The sequence below is a fragment of the Pseudomonas fluorescens genome (assembly GCF_012974785.1).
Classification (GTDB): Bacteria; Pseudomonadota; Gammaproteobacteria; order Pseudomonadales; family Pseudomonadaceae; genus Aquipseudomonas; species Aquipseudomonas fluorescens_BT.
Genome location: NZ_CP027561.1, coordinates 6270303 through 6286638, shown reverse-complemented (window position 1 = coordinate 6286638; position 16336 = coordinate 6270303). Strand labels below are relative to the sequence as shown.

The following is a 16336-nucleotide window of genomic DNA, read 5'->3' as shown; positions in this document are numbered from 1 at the left end:
GCATTGCGCGGGAAGTCTGCGCGAAGTGCTTACATCTGCGTCGCCATGCCTTCGACATTCATGGCCGCCTGACGCAGCGCCTCGGAACGGGTCGGGTGGGGGTGGCAGGTCAGGGCAATATCCTCGGCCGATGCGCTGAACTCCATGGCCACGCAATACTCACCGATCATCTCACTGACGCTCGGGCCGACCAGATGCACGCCGAGGACTTCGTCGGTGTGCGCGTCGGCGAGGACTTTGGCAAAGCCTTCGGTTTCGTGATTGATCTTCGCCCGGCTGTTGGCAGTGAACGGGAATTTGCCGACCTTGTAGGCCCGGCCTTCGGCCTTGAGCTGCTCCTCGGTCTTGCCGACGCTGGCCAGTTCCGGTCGGGTGTAGATCACGTTGGGGATCAGGTTGTAGTTGACCTCGCCCGCCTTGCCGACGATCTGCTCGATGCAGGCCATGGCTTCGTCTTCAGCCTTGTGCGCCAGCATCGGCCCTGACGTGACATCGCCGATCACCCACACGCCAGGAGCCTCGGTGCGATGGTGTTTGTTGGTGAGCATGCCGCGTTTGTCGGTGCTCAGGCCGACGTTCTCCAGCCCCAGACCTTGGGTGTAAGGGCGACGGCCGATGGCGACCAGCACGTAATCGGCTTCCAGCCGTTCGGCGGCGCCGCCGGCTGCCGGTTCGATGCTCAGTTGTACGCCGCTGGCCGAGGACGTGGCGCTGGTGACTTTTGAACTCAGTTTGAAGGTGATGCCCTGTTTGCTCAGTGAACGTTGCAAAGTCTTGCCGGCTTCGCCGTCCACGCCGGGGCAGATGCGGTCGAGGTATTCCACCACCGTCACCTGCGCCCCGAGCCGCCGCCAGACCGATCCCAGTTCCAGGCCGATGACGCCGGCACCGATCACCACCAGATGTTTGGGCACTTCGCTCAAGGACAACGCGCCGGTGGAGTCGAGAATGCGCTGGTTGTCGATCGCCACGCCGGGCAGGGGAGTGGGCTCGGAACCCGTGGCGATGACGATGTCGGTAGCGGTCAGTTCGATCCGGCTGCCCTGATCGCCGGTCACGCTGACTTTGCCGGGACCGTCAATGTGGCCCCAGCCCTTGATCCAGTCGACCTTGTTCTTGCGGAACAGGAATTCGATGCCTTTGGTCAGGCCGGTGACGCTTTCGTCCTTCTGTTTCATCATTTGCGCGAGGTTGAGCGTCGGTTTGACCTCGATGCCGAGGTTGGCGAACTCCGCCCCCATCGCCGCATCGTACAGTTCGGACGCGTGCAACAACGCCTTGGACGGCATGCAACCGACGTTGAGGCAGGTGCCGCCCAGCGTGGCACGGCCTTCCACACACGCGGCCTTCAGGCCCAACTGGCCGGCGCGGATCGCTGCGTTATAACCGCCGGGCCCACCGCCCAGAATCACTACGTCATAGTTGCTCATGCGCTTACTCCTGGCTGAAGAATGCGGATCGCTAAAAATTACGTACGTAATATGTGCGTTTCCGGACATTTCGGTCAAGGCTTCAGGAACGCGACAGGTTGGGCATCTTTGAATGTGAAATTGAGTACAAATATTTCACGGATTTCGTTATATCGTAACGAGTTGTGCAGTGAGCCGAGGTTTTTGGGGGGATATGCAAGTCGATCTGGACGTTGATGGCACGCAAGTGACCGGTTTGCCGCGCTTTCAGCAGGCGGCGGCCCAGGGTCGCCGATTGCGCCGGTTGGCCATTGGACTTGGCGGGTTGGCCGTGGCCGAAGTGGTGCTGGCGTTTTTTGTTGGCCTGTTCGCCTCGCAATCGTTGTGGCCGGCGCTGTTGGTCAATCAGAGCGCGGCGTTGCTGGTGCTGGTCGCCGGGCTGCAATCGGCGTGGTGGGTGGCCGATTGGCGGGCGCGGGTGATCAACCCGGTGGTGCCGGTTACCGTCGAGGAAGAAACGCCCGGGCCGGATGGCTGGTACGAGCGACTGCTGGATCGGCTGAGCCGCCGCAGCCTGCATGTACTGGGGCAGATCGGTGCAGCGACATTGTGGCTGGGCGCTCTGGCGCTGCTGGCGTTGCTTGGCATCGAGCAGGTGTGGAATCTCACGCTGCAACCGACTGCCGTGGGCTTGTCCGCCTCCGTCGGCGCGGCGATTGCGCTGTTGCTGGCGTTCGGCCTGCTGGTGCTGGAGCGGCAACTGGCTCAGGAAAACCCGGCGCAATGGCCCGAGGCCGGCGCGCTGGCGCAACTAACGCGCGTGACCATCATCAGCCTGGTGCTGGGCGCGTTGTGCTTGCTGTTTGCCAGCGAGAATTCGGTGTGGCCCGTGCGGCTGGCGGTGCTGATCGGCATCCTGCCGGGGCTGGTCGCGGCGGAGTTGCTGCTGCGTGCCGTGTTGTCGCTGTTCAGTCCGCGCCGCGAACAACTTGAACCGGTGCTGCTGGCCCGCAGTTTCGTCGCCGATCTGCTGCGCTGGACACCGCAACCGTTGCTCGCCTTGCAGCACGAATTGCACAACCGCTTCGGTATCGATCTGCGGCAGATCTGGGCCTTCAGTTACATGCGCCGCGCATTCTTGCCGGTATTGGTGCTGGTGGCGACGGTGGGCTGGTTGCTCACCGGCATTCATGAAGTCCCGCTGCAAAGCCGTGGGATCTATGAGCGCTTCGGCAAACCGGTGCAGGTGTTCGGCCCGGGTTTGCATGCCGGTCTGCCCTGGCCGTTGGGCCGGGTGTTGAGCGTGGAGAATGGCGTGGTGCATGAATTGGCGACCAGCGTCGGCGAGAACCCGGCGCCGGTTCAGCCGGATCCGGCGGAAGGTCCGGCCCCGATCACCGCCAACCGCTTGTGGGATGCCAGCCACGTCAACGATAAATCCCAGGTCATCGCCAGCAGCCGTGGCGAGCAACAGAGCTTCCAGATCGTCAATATGGACGTGCGTTTCGTCTACCGCATCGGCCTCAGCGATCAGGCGGCGTTGGCCGCGACGTATAACAGCGCGGATGTGCCGACGCTGATCCGCAGCACCGCGAGCCGGATTCTGGTCCACGATTTTGCATCGCGCACCCTCGACGGTTTGCTGGGGCAGGACAGGGTTGGGCTGGCTGACGAGATAGGCCGCGCGGTGCAAAGCGATCTGCAGAAACTCGACAGTGGTGTGGAAATTCTCGCCACTGTGGTCGAAGCGATCCATCCACCCGCCGGTGCGGCCAACGCTTATCACAGCGTGCAAGCGGCGCAGATTGGCGCCCAGGCGTTGATCTCTCGCGAGCGTGGGGCGGCGGCCGAAGCGAGCAATCAGGCGCAATTGCAGGCCAGCCTCGCTCGCGACCAAGCCACTGCCAATGCCCACGAAACCGGCTCGACCGCCCGCGCGGCGGATCTGAAATTCAGCGCCGAGCAAAAAGCCTACGCCAGCGCCGGTCAGGCCTTCGTGCTGGAGCAATACCTCAGCCAGCTCAGTCAGGGGCTGGGCAAAGCCAAACTGTTGGTGCTCGACCATCGTCTGGGCGGCAGCAGCAACGCGCCGACCATCGACCTGCGTACGTTCACGCTGCCGGCTGACCCGACGCCGGCGCGCACCACCGCTCAACCAGGAGCCACCCATTGAGCCAGTCGCATACTCACGATCACCATGACCACAGCGGTCACGACCATGCTTATGGCGGCCACCACCATCACGGGCATCACCATCATCATGGGGCGCCGGAAGAGGCGGGGCCTTTCCCGTGGCGACGCATGGGCTGGGCAGTGTTGCTCGTGGCGTTCGCCATCGCAGCGGCAAGCCTGGTGCAGGTGCGCTCCGGTGAAGCCACCGTCATCACCCGCTTCGGCAACCCGTCCCGGGTTTTGCTGGAGCCCGGTCTGAGTTGGCGCTGGCCGGCGCCGTTCGAAGCGGCAATCCCGGTGGACCTGCGTTTGCGTACGACATCGAGTGGCTTGCAGGACGTCGGCACCCGTGACGGTTTGCGCATCATCGTGCAGGCGTATGTCGCGTGGCAGGTGCAGGGCGATGCGGACAACGTCCAACGGTTCATGCGCGCAGTACAGAATCAGCCGGACGAAGCGGCGCGGCAGATTCGCACCTTTGTCGGCTCGGCGCTGGAGACCACCGCCAGCAGTTTCGACCTGGCCAATCTGGTCAACACCGATGCCAACCAGGTGCATATCGCCGACTTCGAAGCGCAGTTGCGTCAGCAGATTGATCAGCAATTGCTCGCCACTTACGGCGTACGCGTGGTGCAAGTGGGCATCGAGCGGTTGACCTTGCCATCAGTGACTCTCACCGCGACGGTTGACCGGATGCGCGCCGAGCGTGAAACCATCGCCACTGAACGCACTGCAATTGGCAAGCGTGAAGCTGCGCAGATTCGCTCCGGCGCCGAGCGTGATGCCCGAATTGTGCAGGCTGACGCGACCGTGAAAGCGGCGGAAATCGAGGCGCAATCGCGGGTCGAAGCCGCACAGATTTATGGTCGTGCTTATGCCGGATCGCCGCAGCTGTACAACTTGCTGCGCTCACTGGACACCCTCGGCACTATCGTCACGCCAGATACGAAGTTGATCCTGCGCACTGATGCCGCGCCATTCCGCGTGCTGGTGGACGGCCCGCCGAATCTGGACAGCAAGACCGGAACGCAGCCATGAGTGAGGTTCCACGTGGAACAAATTCGTTGAACAGTCCCTGGATTCAGGCGGGACGTCTGGCGTTTTTTGCCCTGTACGCAGTGACGGTGCTGGCGGCGTTGGCCTGGGCGTTTTCCAATGTGCGGCAGATCGATCCGCAAAATCGTGCGGTGGTCATGCATTTCGGTGCGCTGGATCGCATCCAGAATGCCGGGTTGTTATTGGCCTGGCCGCAGCCGTTCGAACAGGTCGTTTTGCTGCCGGCGGCAGATCGGGTCATCGAACGTCGCGTGGAAAACTTGCTGCGCAGTCCAGCTGCAATACAGGCGGATCGCGTCGCCACATTCGCCACGCCAATAAGCGATGCATTGGCCGGTTCCGGCTATTTGCTCACCGGTGATGCCGGTGTGGTGCAGCTGGACGTGCGGGTGTTTTACAAGGTCACCGATCCCTATGACTTCGTGCTGCAAGGCGACCATGTGTTGCCGGCGCTGGATCGATTGGTGACTCGCAGCGCGGTGGCCCTGACAGCGGCGCGGGATCTGGACACCATTCTGGTGGCGCGTCCGGAGTTGATCGGCGCTGACAATCAAGCCGCCGAACGACGCGAGCGCTTGCGCGGGGATCTGGTGCAAGGCATCAATCGTCGCTTGGCTGAATTGAAGGCAAGCGGGCAGGGCATCGGTATCGAAGTGGCGCGGGTCGATGTGCAATCAAGTCTGCCCGAGCCGGCCGTCGGTGCGTTCAATGCCGTGCTGACAGCCAGCCAACAGGCTGACAAAGCGGTGGCCAATGCCCGCACCGATGCTGAAAAAATCACCCAGACGGCCAACGAACTGGCCGACCGCACCTTGCAGGTCGCCCATGCCCAGGCCGGTGAACGCCTGGCCAAAGCGTCCGCCGATACCGCCACTGTATTGAGTCTGGCCCGGCAACAGAGCACCGACCCGCAAATGCTGCTGCGCCTATACCGCGAACGGATACCGAAGATTCTCGGCCAGGCCGGTTCGGTCACCACGGTCGATCCGAAAGACGATTCCCGCCTGATCATTCAGGGAGCCAGTAAATGACCGCCACTACCGCCGCACCGAGTCTGTTGTCCTCGGCCGAGCAACGTCGCGCTGCGCGCCAGTTGACCCTGGCGATGCTCGCCCTTGGCCTGCTCGGGCTTGGCCTGATCTGGCGCTGGTTGATGCCGGAACAAACCGGGGTCAGTCAGTTGCTGTTGGGTTTTGCTTCTTTGCTGGTGGCGGTGCCGGTGATGCGTTCGGCGTGGTTCAGCCTGCGTTATCCGAGCCTGCACGGCATCACCGACCAGTTGATCGCATTGGCGATGCTCGGTGCCTGGGCCACTGGTGATCTGCTGACCGCCGCGCTGTTGCCGATCATCATGATCTTCGGCCATGTGCTGGAGGAACGCAGTGTGATCGGCTCGCAGGAAGCGATTCATGCCCTGGGCCAGCTCACTCGCAGTCATGCACGGAAAATCCAGGCGGACGGCACCGTGATCGAAGTCGATAACGGCACGCTCAAGGCCGGCGACACCGTTGAAGTCCGCGCCGGCGATCGGATCCCGGCGGACGGTCGCGTGTTGTCCGGTCAGGCCAGCCTCGACACCGCCTCGATCACCGGTGAGTCGGTGCCGGTCGAGGCGGGTGTCGGAATGACGGTTTTCGGCGGGGCGATCAACCTCGATGGGCTGCTGCGTATCGAGGTGACCCGCACCGGCGATGAATCGACCCTGGGCAAGGTCATCGCCCTGATGCAGAACGCCGAGCGTTCCAAACCACCGATCACCCGGCTGCTGGAACGTTATGCCGGCAGCTATATGGTGCTGGTGTTGCTGTTGGCGGCGGTGACCTGGTTTGTCACCAACGATGCGCAGGCGATGCTGGCAGTGCTGGTCGCAGCCTGTCCGTGTGCACTGGTGTTGTCGGCACCGGCCACGGCGATTGCCGGTGTGGCGGTTGCGGCGCGTCACGGGATTCTGATCCGCAGTTCGGCTTTTCTCGAAGAACTGGCCGACCTTACTTCGCTGGTGGTGGACAAGACCGGAACTCTGACTTACGGCACGTTGCGTTTGCAGTCGATCAACAGCGCGCAGGCGGATCACGATTCGGTGATGGCACTGGCCGCCAGCCTTGGTGCTGCGAGCAGTCACCCGGTCAGTCGAGCACTGGCCGGTCTGGTCCACGCGGACAACGTGCTGGTGCTGACCGACATTCACGAACGGCAAGGATTGGGTGTGGTGGCCAAGACCGAGCAGGGTGAAGCGGCCCTCGGTCGCCCAGAGTTGTTTGCGCAACTGGGTATCCCGACCACATCGATTCCCGATCACGACGGCCCGATTGCCGGGCTAGCCTTGAATGGTGAATTTCTCGCCTGGCTGTTGCTGGCTGACAGCGTCAAACCGGAAGCACGATTCGCCTTGAGCGAACTGCGCGAGCTGGGCCTCGGTCGGCAACTGTTGCTGACCGGCGACCGTCAGAGCGTGGCGCACACCCTGGCGCGTGATGTCGGCCTGCATGAAGTCGAAGCTCAGGCGTTGCCTGAAGACAAACTCAATCGGGTGCTGAAGGAAATCGACAACGGTTTCCGGCCGATGGTGGTCGGCGACGGCATCAACGATTCGCTGGCACTCAAGGCCGGGGTGGTAGGTGTTGCGATGGGAGCGGGCGGTGCGGACATTGCGCTGGCGTCCGCCGACATCGTGCTGATCGGCAGCGACCTGCGCCGGCTCGGCACCTGTGTGCGTCTGAGTCGCCAATGCCGGCGCACGCTTCAAGTGAACGTGATCATCGGTCTGGGCTGGACGCTGGCCATCGTCGTGTTCGCCGCGTTCGGCTGGCTGGGCGCGGCCGGGGCGATGATCGCGGCGCTGCTGCACAACCTCAGCACGTTGCTGGTGTTGGGCAACGCTGGCCGCTTGCTGCGGTTTCAGGAGCCGCTGCTGAAACTCACCGAACAGAACTGATCATTTTTCGAACTGTGCGCCTCTCTTGCAGTCATTTGAGAAGGCGCACTGAAGCAGGGAGATCAGTGACGTTAAAGCCATTTCGGCTCATAGGCGGCGACTATTGAATCGATAGCCTGCTAATTTTCAAGGATGGTCTACCCTCAGATCAGACGTCTGAAACCAGGGGGATATTCCATGCTCGCGCAACTTCCACCGGCCTTACAGAATCTGCAGCTTCCGCTTCGCCTGCGACTCTGGGACGGCCATGAATTCAATCTGGGCCCGACGCCCAGCGTCACCATCGTGGTCAAGGACCCGTTGATGGTGTCCCAGTTGACCCATCCAAGTCTCGACGCGCTGGGGGCGGCGTTCGTTGAGGGCAAACTCGAACTCGAGGGTTCGATCAGCGAGGTCATCCGGGTGTGCGATGAGCTGAGCTCCGCGCTGCTCGATGAGGACGAAGACAGTCAGCCAGTGCGCACGCTCCACGACAAGGAAACCGACGCCAAGGCCATCTCTTATCACTACGACCTGTCCAACGCGTTCTACCAGCTATGGCTGGACAGCGACATGGCGTACTCCTGCGCCTATTTCGAAACTGGCAGCGAATCCCTCGAACAGGCCCAGCAGGCCAAATTCCGGCATCTGTGTCGCAAGCTGCGTTTGCAACCGGGCGACTACCTGCTGGATGTCGGCTGCGGCTGGGGCGGCCTGGCGCGTTACGCCGCCCGTGAGTTCGGTGCCAAAGTCTTTGGTATCACCCTGAGCAAGGAGCAGTTGGCCCTGGCTCGGGAGCGCGTCAAAGCTGAAGGCCTGGAAGACCAGATCGAACTGCAACTGCTCGATTACCGCGATCTGCCGCAGGACGGTCGGTTCGACAAAGTGGTCAGCGTCGGCATGTTCGAGCATGTGGGCCACGCCAACCTGGCCGAGTACTGCAAAACCCTGTTCGGCGCGGTGAAAGAGGGCGGTCTGGTGATGAACCACGGCATCACCGCCAAGCACACCGATGGCCGTCCGGTGGGACGCGGTGCCGGGGACTTCATCGAGAAATACGTGTTCCCCAACGGCGAGCTGCCGCACCTGGCGATGATCTCGGCCCAGATCAGCGAGGCCGGTCTGGAGATCGTCGATGTCGAGAGCCTGCGTCTGCATTACGCGCGCACCCTGGACCACTGGAGCGAACGTCTGGAGGACAATCTCGAAGCCGCCGCGAAGCTGGTACCAGATCAGGCTTTGCGTATCTGGCGTCTGTACCTGGCCGGATGCGCCTACGCGTTTGCCCGGGGCTGGATCAATCTGCACCAGATCCTCGCGGTGAAGGCCCACGCCGATGGCAGCCATGAACTGCCGTGGACCCGCGACGACATCTACAACCCTTGAGCTAGAGAATCGGTGAAATCAGCCGGGCGATCCGCATGCCGAGTTGTTGCAGGCGGTGGATTTCCCGGCCTTCTTCCTTGGCGATTTCACAGGCTTGGGCGAAGTCTTCGTTGAGCATCTGTTCCACGTGGCCGGCAAATTCGCTGTCGACCGTCAGCAACATCACCTCGAAATTCAACCGGAAAGAACGGTTGTCCAGATTGGCGCTGCCGATGGCGCTGATTTCGTTGTCGACCAACACCACTTTCTGATGCAGGAAACCCGGTTCGTAGCGGAACACCCGCACCCCGGCGCGCACCGCTTCGAACGCATAAAGGCTCGATGCGGCGTAGACGATGCGGTGATCAGGACGCGACGGCAGCAGCAACCGCACATCGACACCGCGCAGGACGGCGAGGCGCAGCGCAGCGAAAACGGCTTCGTCGGGGATGAAGTAAGGGCTGGTAATCCACACGCGTTCAGTCGCGGCATGGATGGCTTCGACGAAAAACAGTGAGCAGGTTTCGTAGGCATCCGCCGGGCCGCTGGCGAGCAACTGGCAGAGCACGCCGTCTTCCGGGTACACCTCCGGCAGGATCAGCGGGGGCAGTGTACGGGCAGCCCAGAACCAGTCTTCGGCAAATGACTCCTGCATGCAGGCGACCACCGGCCCGCGCACCTGAACGTGGGTGTCGCGCCATGGCGCCAGAGGTGGTTTTTCGCCCATGTATTCGTCGCCGACGTTGTGCCCGCCAACGAAGCCGATCATTCCGTCGACCACGACAATCTTGCGATGGTTGCGAAAATTCACCTGGAAGCGATTGAGCCAGCCGCTGCGGGTGGCGAATGCCTTCACCTCGACCCCGCCATCGCGAAGTGCCTGCACGTAGCTGTGGGGCAGGGCATGGCTGCCAATGCGGTCGTACAGCAGATGAATCGCGACTCCTTCGGCGGCTTTCTTCAGCAGCAGTTCGTGCAGGCGCTGGCCGAGGCGATCGTCGTGAATGATGAAAAACTGAATCAGCACAGCTTCCCGTGCCTGGCTGATTGCGTGGAAAATCGCTTCGAAGGTGGCGGTGCCGTTGATCAGCAATTGCACTTCATTGTTGGCCAGACACGGCATGCGGCCGAGCTTCGGCATCGCCCGCAATGAGTCGTAGGCATTGGAGGCGCGAGCGGTCAGGGCTTCTTCTACCCAGGGCCGCCAGTTCAGTTCGGAAACGGCCTGGCGCATTTGTTCGTTGGCCTGACGTCGGGCCTTGATATAACCGTCGAAGGTGCTTCGACCGAACACCAGATAGGGGATGAGGGTGAGATAGGGAATGAAGATCAGCGACAGCGCCCAGGCGATCGCGCCTTGCGCCGTGCGGACGGTCAGCACCGCATGGATGGCGGCAATTGTGCCCAGGCTATGTATCAGCGCGATCAGATAACCGAAGATATGCGGTCCAAAATAATCCATGGGGCAACCTTGCTCCTGAAGATTCAATGCTTAACAGACCATGTTCCTTTGCGGTTGTCGCTATTTTCTTTTTAGCCATGAAAGCAGGCCATGAACCGAAACAAGCGGCCGGCGTCTAACGGCCACTACTGATCAGGAGTTTTGCAATGAACGTTCGTCTGCTGGGTTTGGCGCTGGGTCTGGGGTTGGCCTTGCCGTTGGTGGCTCAGGCGCAAATGCTGCAGCCGGGGTTGTGGGAAATGACATCGAGCAATGTGAAGGTCGATGATCAGGCCATGGACGTGCAATCGATCCTCGGCCAGATTCAGGGCCAGATCACCCCGCAACAACGGGCGCAGCTGGAGAAGCAAGGCATCAACATCGGTGGCAAGGGTATTCGTGCCTGCCTGACGCCGCAGCAAGTGGCGACCAATGATATTCCCTTGGCTGACCCGCAGTCGGGGTGCAAACAGCAGATCACCGAGCGCAACGGTAACCAGTGGAAATTCCGTTTCAGTTGCCCGCGAGCGTCTGGCAACGGTGTGGCTACGTTCGTCAGCGACCGTGAGTTCACCACCATTGCCAACGGCACGTTCAATGCCATCGGGATCAACCAGAAGGGCAGTCTGGAAACCCGTGCCGTGTGGCTGGGTCAGGACTGCGGCACCGTCAAACCAAGAGCCTGAACATCGAACCGCCCCCACAATATTGTGGGGGCTTTTTTTAGCGCATGAATCGCAGCGGCAATCCCTGGCATCCGTCATGCAGCCGGTTGTCGTGCCACGCAACCTGTCCCGACACCAGCGTCGTACTCACCCGGTGGCGAAAGCTGCGACGGGCAAATGGCGTCCACCCGCACTGCGACAGAATCGGTTGTCGTGATACCGCGACACCCTCGGGCTCCGGCTGAATCAATACCAGATCCGCCCAATAACCCTCCCTCAAATAACCGCGATCCGGAATGGCAAACAGATCCGCCACCCGGTGACTGGTCTTCGCCACCAGCGTGGTGATCGGCAGCACGCCATCTGCCACCAGCTCCAACAACGCCGGCAACGCCTGTTGCACCAGTGGCAGACCAGACGGTGCCTGGGCATATGACAGCTGTTTCTCCGCCCAGGTATGCGGGGCGTGATCGCTGCCGATCACGTCCAGTCGATTGCTCGACAAGGCCAGACGCAGGGCATCGCGATCAGCCTGGCTTTTGATCGCCGGGTTGCATTTGATCTGGTTGCCGAGGTCCGGGTAGTCGCGGTCATCGAACAGCAGGTGATGCAGGCAGACTTCCGCCGTGATGCGTTTGTGTGCCAGAGGTTTGTTTTCGAACAGCTCCAGCTCCCGGGCGGTGGTCAGGTGCAGCACGTGCAGGCGAGTCCCATGGCGTTTGGCGAGTTCCACCGCCAGTGAAGAAGAGCGATAGCAAGCCTCGGCATTACGGATCAGCGCATGGGCGTCGGGAGGGAGATGTTCACCGAACTGCTCGCGCAATCTGACGGTGTTGGCCTCGATGCTCGGCGTGTGTTCGCAATGGGCCAGCAGGATCGTCGGCACCTCGGCGAACAATCGCTCCAGTGTTTTGGGGTCATCAACCAGCAGGTTGCCGGTCGACGCCCCCATGAACACTTTGACCCCGGCCACTTCACTTGGATTGAGCGCCGCGACAGTGTCCAGGTTGTCGTGACTGACGCCGAAGTGAAAGCCGTAGTTGGCCACCGAGTTGATCGCTGCCCGACGTTTTTTGTCGGCCAGCGCTTCGAGGGTGAGGGTGGCCGGGTTGGTGTTGGGCATGTCCATGAAACTGGTGATGCCACCGGCCACGGCTGCGCGGGATTCTGTGTAGATGCTGCCTTTTGCTGGCGAGCCCGGCTCACGGAAATGTACCTGGTCGTCGATCATTCCAGGCAGCAGCCATTGGCCGTTGGCGTCGATTTCCAGTGTGGCGTTTTCTCCGAAGATGCTGCGGCCGATCTTGACGATGCGACCGTGGCTGACCAGCAGATCGGCGTAGAACTCATGCCCGTCATCAACCAGGCGTGCATTGCGAATCAGCACACTGTTCATGGTTCAGAACTCGTTCTGCAGGGCCTTGTAGCCGCGCACCAGATCGACGTTGGTGCGTGCCACGTCTTCGGAAAACTCCGAAGCGCTGACGCTCACCGGTGGGTATTGCGAGAGGTCGGTGCCCGGGCCGATGCGGGTGGTGGAGGGCACGTAGAACGCATCCGGCAGATCCCGGCCATCGACCACCGAGTTGTGTCGCACCACGCAACCATTGCCCACCACACAATTGAACAGCACGCTGTTGAAGCCGATGAACACTCGGTCGCCGACCTTGCACGGGCCATGCACGATCGAGCGGTGGGCGATGGAGCTGAACTCGCCGATGGTCACCGCCGCGCCGGACTTGGAGTGAATCACCACACCATCCTGAATGTTCGAGTTGGCGCCGATGGTGATCGGCTCCATCTCGCCCGAGGCGTCCACTTCATCAGCACGAATGACCGCGTAGGGGCCGACGAATACGTTTTCGCCGATCACCACTTTGCCGCAGATGATTGCGGTTTTATCGACGTAGGCAGACTCGGCAATTTGCGGCAGATCGCCGGAAGGGTTTTTGCGGATCATGGTTGGCTCAGGGCGTCGTAAAGAGTGTTGAGGTTGTATTCGAACAGGCCGGTGAACGTGCTGGCCGGACCCGAAGCGGCGAGGGCGTCGGAGTACAGCGTGCCACCGATGTGCGCGCCGCTTTCGTCGGCAATCTGTTTGAGCAGGCGCGCGTCCTTGATGTTTTCCATGAACACAGCTTTGACCTTGGCCTGACGGATCTGGGTGATCAGCGCGGCGACCTCGGCGGCAGAAGGTTCACGCTCGGTGGACAGGCCTTGCGGTGCCATGAAGTCGATTCCGTAGGCTTGCCCCAGATAACCGAAGGCATCGTGGCTGGTGACGATCTTGCGATTGCCCGGCGGCAGTGAACCGAGCTTGGCCTTGGCTTCGGCGAGGAGGGCATGGATCTGTTGCAGGTAGGCCTTGCTGTTGCGTTGGTAGTCGGCCTTGTTCGCCGGGTCGGCGGCGATCAGTGCCTTGGTGATGTTGGCGACATACAACTCGGTGTTGGCCAGGTTGTGCCAGGCGTGAGGGTCGGGAACGGTTTCGCCGTCCTCATCCAGCGAGCGGGGAATCACTCCATGGCTGGCGCTGATGACTGTGGCTTTGGTGTCGGTGCTGGTCACCAGTCGGTCCAGCCATGGCTCGAAACCCAGTCCGTTCTTGACGATCAGTTTCGCTTTCAGAAGTGCCTTGGCATCGTCCGGCGTCGGTTCGTAGGTGTGGGCATCGGCGTCTGGCCCGACCATGTTGGTGATCTGGATATGCTCGCCGCCGACCTGATGCATCATGTCGGCAAGGATGCTGAAACTGGTGACCACCGGCAGTTTTTCCGCCGCCGACAATGACATCGACAGCATCAGGCTGAACAACACAAGTAGAGCGCGCATCGGGAAACACCTCATTGGGATGTGAGCAAGGGCGGGCGGCGCAGCAGGCCGTGAACCGGCCCGAGTACCACGGACAACAGGTAACCGATGCCTGCGACCAGCACGATGGCTGGACCGCTGGGCAGCGAGTAGTAGAACGACAGCAACAGGCCGAGCCACACCGACAGGCAACCGATGGCTGCGGCGATGGCGATCAGGATTGGCAGACGCCGGCTCCAGAAGCGTGAAGCGGCGGCGGGCAGCATCATCAGTCCGACCACCATCAGCGCGCCGATGGCCTGGAAGCCGATGACCAGGTTGAGCACCACCAGCGTCAGGAACACGCCGTGGGCGATCGGACCGAGTCGGCTGACGGTGCGCAGAAACAGCGGATCGAGGGTGTCGAGCAGTAGCGGGCGGTAGATCAGCGCCATGGCAATCAGGCTCAGCAGCGAAACGCCCAACATTCCGTTCAGGGTGGGACCGTCGACCGCCAGTGCCGAACCGAACAGCAAGTGCAGCAGGTCGAGCCGTTTGCCGGCGATGCCCAGAATCAGCACGCCGCTGGCCAGAGAGATCGGGTAGATCGCCGCGAGGCTGGCGTCTTCGCGCAGGCCGGTACGACGAGTGATCCATGCGGCGAGTCCGGCCATGCTCAGACCGGCGCCGAGGCCACCCAGGGTCAGCGCGGGTAGACTCAGGCCGGCAAACCAGAAGCCCAGCGCCGCACCGGGAAGGATGCCGTGGGCGACGGCGTCGCCGATCAGGCTCATGCGCCGCAGGATCAGGAACACGCCTAATGGAGCGGTGCTGCACGCCAGCAGCAAACCGCCGAGCAGTGCCCGGCGCATGAACACGAACTCGAGAAATGGTTGCCAGAAATGAGTGGCGCTGAGCATCAGGCGACCTGCACGTTGGGTGTTTGCTGAATCAGTTCGACACTGGGGCCGAACACGCAGCCGCTGTTTTTGATCAGCAGGGTTTGTGGAATGTGTTGGCGGACAGCGGCGAGGTCGTGGCCCACCATGACCAGCGTCCGGCCTTGCGCATGCCAGGTGTGGAGGTGTTGCCAGAGCAATGCCTGACCGAACTCATCCAGTGCAGCATGGGGCTCGTCGAGCAGGAGCACCGGCGTGTCGGTCAGGCTCAAGCGAGCGAGCAGGGCACGTTGCAGTTCACCGCCGGAGAGTGCCATCAACGGGCGCTGTTCAAGGCCGCTCAAGTGCCAATCTTCAAGTGCCTGGGTGAGGCGTTGCGCCCGTAATTGCGTTGACAGTCGACGTCCCCAGAAACCGGCGGCAACCAGTTCCTGAAGGCTGATCGGGAACTGTCGATCCAGGTGCTGCTGTTGGGGGAGGAAAGACAAACCGCTTTGGCGAGGAACACCCAATGCGACGGCGCCGGCCAAAGGCCTTTGGAGTCCGGCGATGACTTTTAGCAGGCTGCTTTTACCGCTGCCGTTGACGCCGATGATGGCGGTCATGCTGCCGCTCTCCAGTTGAAGGCTCAGCGGCGGCGTGAGCGGTTGGCCGGGGGCACCCCAACTCAGAGACTGCAGGCGGATCATGCGGTCTCCCGTCGCCAGTGACTTTCAGCGACTGCATTGTGGGCGTGGAGGCTTTCGGCATGTATCACGCGCAGGTGGAACTCGCGGATGCCGGGTGAACGACGCAACGCCAGATTCAGGCGGCGAGCGGCGTCTTCGCAGAACATCAGGTTCTGGCCGTTGGCGAGGGCGAAGGCTTGTTCGTCGGCGCGTTTCACGGCAGTTTGCACCGCGGTGCCCAGGGCCGCTTCGGCGTCGTTGATTGCCGAGGTCAGTGGTAAACCATCAACAAATTCATCCAGGTGCAGATGCAGTTGTGCGGTGCTGCGTTGGCTGTGTGGGGTTGCGACGATCCCCTGAGTCGAGCCCAGCCAGGCCAGGACTTCGGCATGTTGCAACGGCTTGTTGGCGAAATCGTCGACGAATTGCTGCTGGATCAATTGCCTCGCCAGAGCGGCTGAGCAGGGGCATGTCGAGGAATAGGCCACTTCGATTTTCAGTTCCACGTGGAACACTGTGTTTTTCAGAGTGGCTGCAATAGTCACCGGATAGGTTTTCCATCCTGCCAATGGGCTGACCAATGCGGGCCTTCTGAGCAGCAAATCGGTATGGATATCCAAATAGGCGCTGTTGGCCAGGCCTTCATGGCTGTCGAGAAAACGCTGCAAAACCTGGTGCAGAAGTGCGGGGGTGAGGTTTTTTTGTTCCAGCCTTTCCAGCGCCAAATACAACCGTGACATGTGAATGCCACGGGCTTCGCCGTCATCGAGGCTGACACCTGCATCGGCTTTTGCTGCCAGGCGTTGGCCTTCGATAAAGACAGGTAGAGCGATGCCACGCATTCCCACCCAATCAAGCGGCAAGGCCTGTCGGGCGGCTTGCGCGGCGATATCCGGCAGCGTCAGCGCATTCATGTTCAGTACCATCGTGTTGATTGAATTTGATGTTACATTATAA

The 16336-nt window shown here is 61.6% G+C and carries 14 protein-coding genes; 6 read left to right on the top strand and 8 right to left on the bottom strand.

The genetic code is table 11. The features are described 5' to 3' along the window. Positions 1-29 precede the first annotated feature (29 nt). On the bottom strand, positions 30-1430 hold the full coding sequence (gene lpdA / locus C6Y56_RS28780) for a dihydrolipoyl dehydrogenase (RefSeq protein WP_169432548.1): 1401 nt from the start codon (positions 1428-1430) through the stop codon (positions 30-32). Positions 1431-1623: 193 nt separating this feature from the next. On the opposite strand from lpdA, the gene hflK (C6Y56_RS28775) reads away from it, so the two are divergent. The 5 genes from hflK (C6Y56_RS28775) (at position 1624) to cfaB (ending at position 8937) form a co-directional block, all read left to right on the top strand. Continuing rightward, complete coding sequence (gene hflK / locus C6Y56_RS28775) at positions 1624-3582, top strand: protease modulator HflK (protein WP_169432727.1); 1959 nt, start codon at positions 1624-1626, stop codon at positions 3580-3582. Then, a complete protein-coding gene (hflC, locus tag C6Y56_RS28770; protein ID WP_169432547.1) occupies positions 3579-4619 on the top strand; it encodes a protease modulator HflC in 1041 nt (346 codons plus the stop codon). The genes hflK (C6Y56_RS28775) and hflC overlap by 4 nt, the downstream gene beginning before the upstream one ends. After that, positions 4616-5668: a protease modulator HflK gene (gene hflK, locus C6Y56_RS28765; RefSeq protein ID WP_169432546.1), complete on the top strand. Its 1053-nt coding sequence runs from the start codon at positions 4616-4618 to the stop codon at positions 5666-5668. The genes hflC and hflK (C6Y56_RS28765) overlap by 4 nt, the downstream gene beginning before the upstream one ends. Further along, positions 5665-7572, top strand: coding sequence for a heavy metal translocating P-type ATPase (locus C6Y56_RS28760; protein WP_169432545.1), 1908 nt, complete (start codon positions 5665-5667; stop codon positions 7570-7572). The genes hflK (C6Y56_RS28765) and C6Y56_RS28760 overlap by 4 nt, the downstream gene beginning before the upstream one ends. 177 nt (positions 7573-7749) lie before the next feature. Beyond that, positions 7750-8937 carry a C17 cyclopropane fatty acid synthase CfaB gene (gene cfaB, locus C6Y56_RS28755; protein ID WP_169432544.1) on the top strand — a complete coding sequence of 396 codons (1188 nt, stop codon included), beginning with the start codon at positions 7750-7752 and terminating at the stop codon, positions 8935-8937. A gap of 1 nt (position 8938) precedes the next feature. On the opposite strand, the gene cls is transcribed toward cfaB, so the two are convergent. Continuing rightward, the gene (gene cls, locus C6Y56_RS28750) at positions 8939-10378 is read right to left on the bottom strand and encodes a cardiolipin synthase (protein WP_169432543.1); all 1440 of its coding nucleotides are present in this window, start codon (positions 10376-10378) and stop codon (positions 8939-8941) included. Positions 10379-10524: 146 nt separating this feature from the next. Here cls and C6Y56_RS28745 point away from each other — a divergent pair, with 146 nt between their 5' ends. Continuing rightward, positions 10525-11043 carry a DUF3617 domain-containing protein gene (locus C6Y56_RS28745; RefSeq protein WP_169432542.1) on the top strand — a complete coding sequence of 173 codons (519 nt, stop codon included), beginning with the start codon at positions 10525-10527 and terminating at the stop codon, positions 11041-11043. Between the two features lie 37 nt (positions 11044-11080). Here the strand turns inward: C6Y56_RS28745 and C6Y56_RS28740 are convergent, their stop codons facing one another. Genes C6Y56_RS28740 through folE2 form a run of 6 tightly spaced genes read right to left on the bottom strand, consistent with a single transcriptional unit; the run spans position 11081 to position 16293 of the window. Beyond that, entirely contained in the window at positions 11081-12418 is a 1338-nt protein-coding gene (locus C6Y56_RS28740) for a dihydroorotase (protein ID WP_169432541.1), read from the bottom strand. 3 nt (positions 12419-12421) lie between these two features. After that, positions 12422-12982 (bottom strand): carbonate dehydratase, encoded by a 561-nt coding sequence (locus C6Y56_RS28735; protein ID WP_169432540.1) that lies wholly within the window; start codon positions 12980-12982, stop codon positions 12422-12424. Further along, positions 12979-13854 carry a metal ABC transporter substrate-binding protein gene (locus tag C6Y56_RS28730; protein WP_169432539.1) on the bottom strand — a complete coding sequence of 292 codons (876 nt, stop codon included), beginning with the start codon at positions 13852-13854 and terminating at the stop codon, positions 12979-12981. Before C6Y56_RS28730 ends, C6Y56_RS28735 begins: the two co-directional genes overlap by 4 nt. Before the next feature lie 11 nt (positions 13855-13865). Next, positions 13866-14732, bottom strand: coding sequence for a metal ABC transporter permease (locus tag C6Y56_RS28725; RefSeq protein WP_169432538.1), 867 nt, complete (start codon positions 14730-14732; stop codon positions 13866-13868). Further along, entirely contained in the window at positions 14732-15400 is a 669-nt protein-coding gene (locus C6Y56_RS28720) for a metal ABC transporter ATP-binding protein (RefSeq protein ID WP_169432537.1), read from the bottom strand. The genes C6Y56_RS28725 and C6Y56_RS28720 overlap by 1 nt, the downstream gene beginning before the upstream one ends. Continuing rightward, entirely contained in the window at positions 15397-16293 is an 897-nt protein-coding gene (gene folE2 / locus C6Y56_RS28715) for a GTP cyclohydrolase FolE2 (protein WP_169432536.1), read from the bottom strand. Before folE2 ends, C6Y56_RS28720 begins: the two co-directional genes overlap by 4 nt. Between the last annotated feature and the right edge of the window lie 43 nt (positions 16294-16336).

Excerpts from the sequence above, each read along its gene's own strand:
- folE2 (WP_169432536.1), bottom strand. The coding sequence starts at position 16,293 with ATGAATGCGCTGACGCTGCCGGATATCGCCGCGCAAGCCGCCCGACAG.
- C6Y56_RS28760 (WP_169432545.1), top strand. The coding sequence starts at position 5,665 with ATGACCGCCACTACCGCCGCACCGAGTCTGTTGTCCTCGGCCGAGCAA.
- C6Y56_RS28745 (WP_169432542.1), top strand. The coding sequence starts at position 10,525 with ATGAACGTTCGTCTGCTGGGTTTGGCGCTGGGTCTGGGGTTGGCCTTG.
- cfaB (WP_169432544.1), top strand. The coding sequence starts at position 7,750 with ATGCTCGCGCAACTTCCACCGGCCTTACAGAATCTGCAGCTTCCGCTT.
- C6Y56_RS28735 (WP_169432540.1), bottom strand. The coding sequence starts at position 12,982 with ATGATCCGCAAAAACCCTTCCGGCGATCTGCCGCAAATTGCCGAGTCT.
- hflK (WP_169432727.1), top strand. The coding sequence starts at position 1,624 with ATGCAAGTCGATCTGGACGTTGATGGCACGCAAGTGACCGGTTTGCCG.
- lpdA (WP_169432548.1), bottom strand. The coding sequence starts at position 1,430 with ATGAGCAACTATGACGTAGTGATTCTGGGCGGTGGGCCCGGCGGTTAT.
- cls (WP_169432543.1), bottom strand. The coding sequence starts at position 10,378 with ATGGATTATTTTGGACCGCATATCTTCGGTTATCTGATCGCGCTGATA.
- hflK (WP_169432546.1), top strand. The coding sequence starts at position 4,616 with ATGAGTGAGGTTCCACGTGGAACAAATTCGTTGAACAGTCCCTGGATT.
- C6Y56_RS28725 (WP_169432538.1), bottom strand. The coding sequence starts at position 14,732 with ATGCTCAGCGCCACTCATTTCTGGCAACCATTTCTCGAGTTCGTGTTC.
- C6Y56_RS28720 (WP_169432537.1), bottom strand. The coding sequence starts at position 15,400 with ATGATCCGCCTGCAGTCTCTGAGTTGGGGTGCCCCCGGCCAACCGCTC.
- C6Y56_RS28740 (WP_169432541.1), bottom strand. The coding sequence starts at position 12,418 with ATGAACAGTGTGCTGATTCGCAATGCACGCCTGGTTGATGACGGGCAT.
- C6Y56_RS28730 (WP_169432539.1), bottom strand. The coding sequence starts at position 13,854 with ATGCGCGCTCTACTTGTGTTGTTCAGCCTGATGCTGTCGATGTCATTG.